Raw genomic sequence first — 6,000 nt, 5'->3', positions numbered from 1 at the left:
GGTAGGCGAGCCCAACAACAAGATCAAGACAACGTGTTAATGATCTGCAAGCCCTTAGCCTGCGGGGCCTATGAACCGTGCTGACGAAGACCCGATCCCCGACCCGATCCCCGACCCGATCCCCTACCGCCTCCATGTCGCCCAGGAGGACCTCGACGACCTCGCCGTACGCCTGGACCGCACCCGCTGGCCCGACGAACTGCCCGGTGCGGGGGAGGCGTACGGGATGCCGCTGGGCCGGGCCCGTGACCTTCTGCGGTACTGGCGCCACACCTACGACTGGCGGGCCGCGGAGGAACGCCTGGGCGCCTGGCCGCAGTTCACGACCGTGATCGACGGGGCGCGGGTGCACTTCGCGCACCTGCGCTCGCCCGAACCCGGCGCGAGGGCGCTGCTGATGACCCACGGCTGGCCCGGCTCCCCCGTCGAGTTCCAGCAGGTCGCCGGCCCGCTGACCGATCCGCGGGCCCACGGGGGCGATCCGGCCGACGCCTTCCACCTGGTGCTGCCCTCCATCCCCGGCTTCGGGCTGTCGGGGCCGACCCGTGAACGCGGCTGGGAGTTCAAGCGGGTCGCGCGGGCCTTCGGGGTGCTGATGGAGCGCCTGGGGTACGCGGCGTACGGGGTGCAGGGCGGCGACTGGGGCGCCGCGATCTCGCGGGAGCTCGGCAGGATCCGGCCCGGGAACGTGACCGGGGTCCACCTGAACCTGCTGCCCGGTGCCGGGGCGAGCGCCGAGCCGGACCCGGCGGAGCTGGCCGCACTGGAGAGCGCCGAGCGGGAGCGGACGCTGGCCTCCTGGGAACGCATGCGGACCTGGACGCGCGAACGGCAGGGGTACGCCGACATCCAGGCGACCCGCCCCCAGACCCTGGCCTACGGGCTGAACGACTCGCCCGCCGGGCTGCTGGCCTGGATCGGGGAGAAGTTCACCGAGTGGGCCGACCCGCGCTGCCCGGTGGACCGCGACCAGATGCTCACCAACGTGATGCTGTACTGGCTGACCGGGACGGCCGGTTCCGCCGCCCGGATCTACTACGAGCGGGCGCACGCCGACTACGCGGGGCAGCCGCCCGAGGTGTCGCGCACGCCGACCGCACTGGCCGACTTCCCCCACGACAACTTCATCCCGCTGCGGCACATCGCCGCCCGCACCGACAACATCGTGCGCTGGACCTCCTACGACCGGGGCGGGCACTTTCCCGCCATGGAGGTCCCCGACCTCCTCGTCGGGGACGTACGGGCCTTCTTCCGCGACCTCCCCTGACCTCCCCCGACCTCCCCTGACCTCCCCCGACCTCCCCGCCCTCCCGCCCCTCCCGTCCCGGCGCCGGGGGAGCGGGCCCGGGGCCGGTCCGGGGTGTCAGGCCTGGGCGGTGCCCGCCCGGCCCACGGCGTCCAGGGCCGCCTGCCAGGGGAAGTGCGGCGGGGTGTCCTGGCCGGGCGGGCCGGGGGTGAAGCCGCCCTCGCCGTAGAGGACCTCGACGCCCGCGCCGCGCAGCACGGCCAGCGACGGCTCGAACCGGGGGTGCGCGGCCAGGGCGGTGTTGGTGCAGGGCACGGCGACGGCGGGGGTGGCCTTGCCGAGGGCCTCGGCGGCCACCCCGACGACGAACCGGTCGGTCAGGCCCAGGGCCCAGGAGTTGACCGTGTTGAAGGTGGCGGGCGCGAACAGCAGCGCGTCGGCCGCCGGCCACACGTCGTCCTCGCCGGGCAGCTTGTACTGCCAGCGCACGGGATGCCCGGTCAGCGCGGCCAGCCCGTCCAGGCTCCCCGCCACCCAGTGCGCCGCCGTGGGCGTCAGCCCCAGGCACACGTCCCAGCCGCGGGCCTGGGCGTCCTCGATCACATGGGCCACGTCGAAGACGGGCGGGGCGGCGGAGCAGAACAGGTAGAGCGTCCTCGTGGTCATACCGCCATGTGATCATATGGCGCGAACCGTGCCGAGCCCCCGGCCCCCGCCCCGCCCCCTCGGCCGGACCCCCGCCGGACCCCGCCCACCACCCCCGCCGGGCCCCGCACCCCCCGGCCGGGCCCGCGGGCCGGACCTCGGGCCGGTGCGCCGGGAGGGCGGCGGGGGCGGGCCGTCACGGCCAGTCGATGTCGTCGTCGGGGCAGACGCCGCGGGCCCGTCCCGGGGCGCGGGCCGCGGCCGGCGGGAGCGGGACGTGTGCTGCGGGTGTCCGGGACACGTGCGGTGCGCACGCCGGTGGCCTCATCGTCGACTCCAAGGCGCTGAATTGCGGGAAGAGCAGGTCAACGGCCGGTCCGACGGCCGGTTCTGGAGAGTCTGCCTCGATGCGGTCGAGAACCGCTCAAGAAACGCATGACGTCCGCACGAGAGAGCCGCGCAACCGGTGGCAAAGGTTTGCCCGCGTGTTGCCGCCGACCCTACGCTCGGTGCCGGTTACCCGACAGAATTGTTTCCCCGCGACCCCAGGGATGCCCATGCTGCGACAGCCCGCCTTCGGACACCGCCTGAGGAAGCTGCGGACGGCCCGGGGCCTGTCACAGACCGCGCTGGCCGGCGAGGGCATGTCCACCAGCTACCTCTCCCGCCTGGAATCCGGCGCCCGCCAGCCCACCGACCGCGCCGTGGACTACCTGGCCGGCCGGCTGGGCCTTCAGCCCGGCGACTTCCGGGACCAGGCCACCGGCTCCCTCGCCCACGCCCTGACCCTCGCCGCGTCCACCGGCTCCCACGACGCCGCCCAGGCACTGCGCCGCGCCCTGGCCGCCGAGGGCCACGAAAGCCCCGTACTGCGCTGGCAGGCCCTGTGGCTCCTGGCCCGCGCCGCCCGCCTCCAGGGCGACCACACCGCCGAACGCGACCACCTCACCCGCCTCGTCGCCGTCGGCGAGGAAGTCGACGTCAGCGAGCTGCGCGTCCGCGGCCTGACCCGCCTCGCCCGCTGCCTGCGCTCCATCGGCGAGATCACCCCCGCCCTGGACGCCGCCGTCGAAGCCCACCGCATCGCCCTGGGCGAGCAGCTGGGCGTGGAGGACCGGGCCGCCGCCCTGCTCGCCCTGGTCTCCGTACAGGCCGAGGCCGGCCGGGCCGGCGACGCCCGCGTGCACGCCGACGAGCTGACCGCCCTCGTCGAGGGCCGCACCGACGCCCTGTGGGCCGAGGCCATGTGGACCTCCGCCGCCGTCCGCGCCCGCCAGGGCGACTACGCCGGCGCACAGGCCTGCCTGGACGAGGCCCTGGAGCGCTTCGCCAGCCAGGAGGACCTCGTCCTGTGGATCCGGCTGCGCCTGACCACCGCCCGCCTGCACCTGCAGCGGCTGCCCGCCGACCCCGTCCGGGCCGGCCGCCGCGCCGCCGAGGCCGAGGCCGCCCTCGCCTTCACCGGCACCCCCGCCCTCCGCCAGGACCTCACCGCCCTCAAAGCCGACCTCGCCTTCGCCACCGGCCACTACGACCAGGCCCGCACCCTGCTCGCCGAACTCGCCGCCGACCAGCCCCGGATGACCTACCGCGGCCAGGTACGGCTGGAGATCCTGCGCCACCAGCTGCTGATCCTGGGCGGCGACCCGGCCGGCGTCCAGGGCCTGCGGACCCTGGCCCAACAGGCCCAGGACGACGCCAACATCGACCTCGCCGCCGAGATCTGGCGGGTCCTGGCCGACGCCCTCACCCAGACCGGCACCCCCGCACCCGCGGCGGCCCCCGTACCCGCGGCGGCCCCCGCGCCTTTGGCCGGGCCCGCCGCCGGGGGTTGAGGAAGCCTCGAGTCCCCTGGTGCAGGCTGGAGCACAGCCGCACCGACGACCAGGAAAGGGCCGGTCCATGTCCTCGCAGCGCGTGCACACCAGCGAGCAGACCGTGCCGGTGGCCGCGCCGGCCGGCGTGGTCTACGGCCTGCTGGCCGACGCCGTGCGCTGGCCGCTGCTGCTGCCCTCACCCGTCCACGTCGAGCGGATCGACTTCGACGGGGTCCGCGAACGGCTGCGGCTGTGGGACCTGGCGGACGAACGGGTCCGCTCCTTCCACCTGCGCCGGGTACTGCACCCCCAGTCCAGGACCGTCGAGTTCGAACGCGAGGACACCGCCCGGCCCGGCACCCCCACCACCGGCACCTGGACCGTCCGCGCCCTCGACGAGGACCGCTCCGTGCTGACCCTGCGCCAGGACCGCACCCTGGAACACCTCCCCGCCGCCGAGAGCGCCCGCAGCCGCCACCAGTGGCAGCAGGAAACCGCCGCCGAACTCGCCCACCTCAAGGACATCGCCGAACGCTGGGAACACCTCGACGCCACCCTGCTGTCCTTCGAGGACAGCGTCCACCTCACCGGCCCCGCCGAGTCGGCCTACGACTTCCTCTACCGGATCGCGGACTGGCCCGAACGCCTGCCCCACGTGGAGGCCGCCACCGTCGTCGAGGACACCCCCGGCGTGCAGATCGCCGCCGTCGACACCTGCGCCACCCCCGACGGCCGCACCCTCGCCACCCGGGCGGTACGCCTGTGCTTCCCCTCCGCCGCCCGCATCGTCTACAAGGAACTCGTGACACCCCGCCTGATCGCCGCACACAGCGGCGAGTGGTCCCTGCTGCCGGACGGCGACGGCGTACGGGCCGTCTGCGCACGGCAGGTGATGCTCCGCGAGGAAGCCGTCGAAGAGGTCCTGGGCCCCGGCACCGGCCTCGCCGAAGCCCGCCGCCACGTGCGCACCTGGCTGGGACGGGCCGGCACCCAGACACTGAGCCTGGCCCGCTGGCACGCCCAGAACACGGTCCGGCGCCTGCGATGAACACCCGCGGACGGGCACGGGCGGGCAACACAACGCGCGGGCCGGCGCTGCGGTGTCCGACAACGCGCGGGCCGGCGCTGCGGTGTCCGACAACGCGCGGGCGGGCACCCGACCGGTACGTGACGGGCACGCCGGTACGCGCAACGCAAGGAGGCAGCGGATGAACCCAGAGCGCTCCGGCCCGCCCGGAGCCCCCGCCGCACCCACCCCCGCGCCCGCCGCACCCACCCCCGCGCCGGCCGCACCCGCGCCCGGCGCCCCCCTGCACGTCCCCGGCCCGGACGGGCCCTGGGACGAGGTCGGCGACCGCCTCGACGACACCGGCCGGGCCGTGGTGTGCACGACGTGGGGGCAGTGGCTGACCGCCGTGCTCCTGGACCCCGCGCTGCGCGCGCTCCTCGGCGAGGACTGGCCGCGCTACCGCCAGACCCCCGCCGCGGCCGGGCGGATCCGGTTCGCCGTCTCCCGCGCCGTGGCGAAGTACGCGGCCGCCGCCGCCCTGAACGTGCCCGCGCACACCCTGGACCCCGGCCGCGGCCCCGGCGCCCGGCACGTCCTGCGCGGCCCGGACGCAGAGGTGCAGGTCGCCCTCGCACACGCGGGGGAGCTGGTCGTGGCCGGCGTCAGCCGCACCGGCCCGATCGGCGTCCACGTCCGGCACACCGACCGCGACACCGCCTTCGGGCCGCTCCTGGAACGCGTGTGCACCGCGCACGAGGGCGCGGCGCTGGCCGCGCTGCCCGAGGAGGAGCGCCGGGCCCGCCTCCTGGCCCTGTGGGGCCTGAAGGAGGCCTGCGCCCGGGCCCTGGAGCCCGGCACCGCAATCCCCCTGACCGGCTTCGGGTTCACCCGCGACGACCGCGGCCGCCTCACCCCGGCCCCCCTGCCGGGCACCGCGGGATTCACCGCCGGGCGCTGGAGCGTGGCCGGACACCTCGTCCAGGGCCGCTACCTGGTCAGCGAGGCCCACCACCACCCCGCCAGCCCCGCCCCCGCTCCCGCAGGCGCCCCGTCCGTCCCGGACGCCCCCCGCACCCCGCCGGCCCCCGCCGTCTCTGCGGCCCCCGCCGTCCCGGCCGGCAGGGCCGGGTTGCCGGCGGCGGTCGACGCCGGTTCGCGGGGCGCTGCAGGCCCGCTCGAGGAACCGGGGCCCGGGCCCGGGGCGCTACTACGCTTCCCGCGACCGGTCACCTCCGGCCGGGGCGAGGGAGGGCGTACGCCGTGAACCCGAGGGAACCCGCAGC

General features: G+C 76.0%; 5 protein-coding genes. 4 read left to right on the top strand and 1 reads right to left on the bottom strand.

Going from position 1 to position 6,000, the window contains the following annotated elements; translation table 11 throughout:
* Positions 1 to 70 precede the first annotated feature (70 nt).
* The gene (locus ACFWW8_RS32935) at positions 71 to 1,267 is read left to right on the top strand and encodes an epoxide hydrolase family protein (protein ID WP_386534997.1); all 1,197 of its coding nucleotides are present in this window, start codon (positions 71 to 73) and stop codon (positions 1,265 to 1,267) included.
* Positions 1,268 to 1,363: 96 nt separating this feature from the next.
* On the opposite strand, the gene ACFWW8_RS32930 is transcribed toward ACFWW8_RS32935, so the two are convergent.
* Positions 1,364 to 1,912, bottom strand: a complete 549-nt coding sequence (locus ACFWW8_RS32930) for a flavoprotein (protein ID WP_386534994.1) — start codon at positions 1,910 to 1,912, stop codon at positions 1,364 to 1,366.
* A 536-nt stretch (positions 1,913 to 2,448) separates the two neighbouring features.
* Here ACFWW8_RS32930 and ACFWW8_RS32925 point away from each other — a divergent pair.
* The 3 genes from ACFWW8_RS32925 to ACFWW8_RS32915 all read left to right on the top strand — a co-directional run bounded on the left by ACFWW8_RS32925 (position 2,449) and on the right by ACFWW8_RS32915 (position 5,981).
* On the top strand, positions 2,449 to 3,726 hold the full coding sequence (locus tag ACFWW8_RS32925) for a helix-turn-helix domain-containing protein (RefSeq protein WP_386534992.1): 1,278 nt from the start codon (positions 2,449 to 2,451) through the stop codon (positions 3,724 to 3,726).
* A 67-nt stretch (positions 3,727 to 3,793) separates the two neighbouring features.
* Positions 3,794 to 4,756, top strand: coding sequence for an SRPBCC family protein (locus tag ACFWW8_RS32920; RefSeq protein ID WP_386534990.1), 963 nt, complete (start codon positions 3,794 to 3,796; stop codon positions 4,754 to 4,756).
* A gap of 160 nt (positions 4,757 to 4,916) precedes the next feature.
* Positions 4,917 to 5,981, top strand: coding sequence for a 4'-phosphopantetheinyl transferase family protein (locus tag ACFWW8_RS32915; protein ID WP_386534987.1), 1,065 nt, complete (start codon positions 4,917 to 4,919; stop codon positions 5,979 to 5,981).
* The last annotated feature ends 19 nt before the right edge of the window (positions 5,982 to 6,000 follow it).

It is taken from the genome of Streptomyces sp. NPDC058701, from assembly GCF_042715295.1.
Classification (GTDB): Bacteria; Actinomycetota; Actinomycetes; order Streptomycetales; family Streptomycetaceae; genus Streptomyces.
This window is presented reverse-complemented; position numbering and strand designations above follow the sequence as displayed.

Bases quoted from the DNA above. Each gene is read 5' to 3' on its own strand.
- ACFWW8_RS32915 (WP_386534987.1), top strand. From the start codon at position 4,917: ATGAACCCAGAGCGCTCCGGCCCGCCCGGAGCCCCCGCCGCACCCACC.
- ACFWW8_RS32925 (WP_386534992.1), top strand. From the start codon at position 2,449: ATGCTGCGACAGCCCGCCTTCGGACACCGCCTGAGGAAGCTGCGGACG.
- ACFWW8_RS32935 (WP_386534997.1), top strand. From the start codon at position 71: ATGAACCGTGCTGACGAAGACCCGATCCCCGACCCGATCCCCGACCCG.
- ACFWW8_RS32930 (WP_386534994.1), bottom strand. From the start codon at position 1,912: ATGACCACGAGGACGCTCTACCTGTTCTGCTCCGCCGCCCCGCCCGTC.
- ACFWW8_RS32920 (WP_386534990.1), top strand. From the start codon at position 3,794: ATGTCCTCGCAGCGCGTGCACACCAGCGAGCAGACCGTGCCGGTGGCC.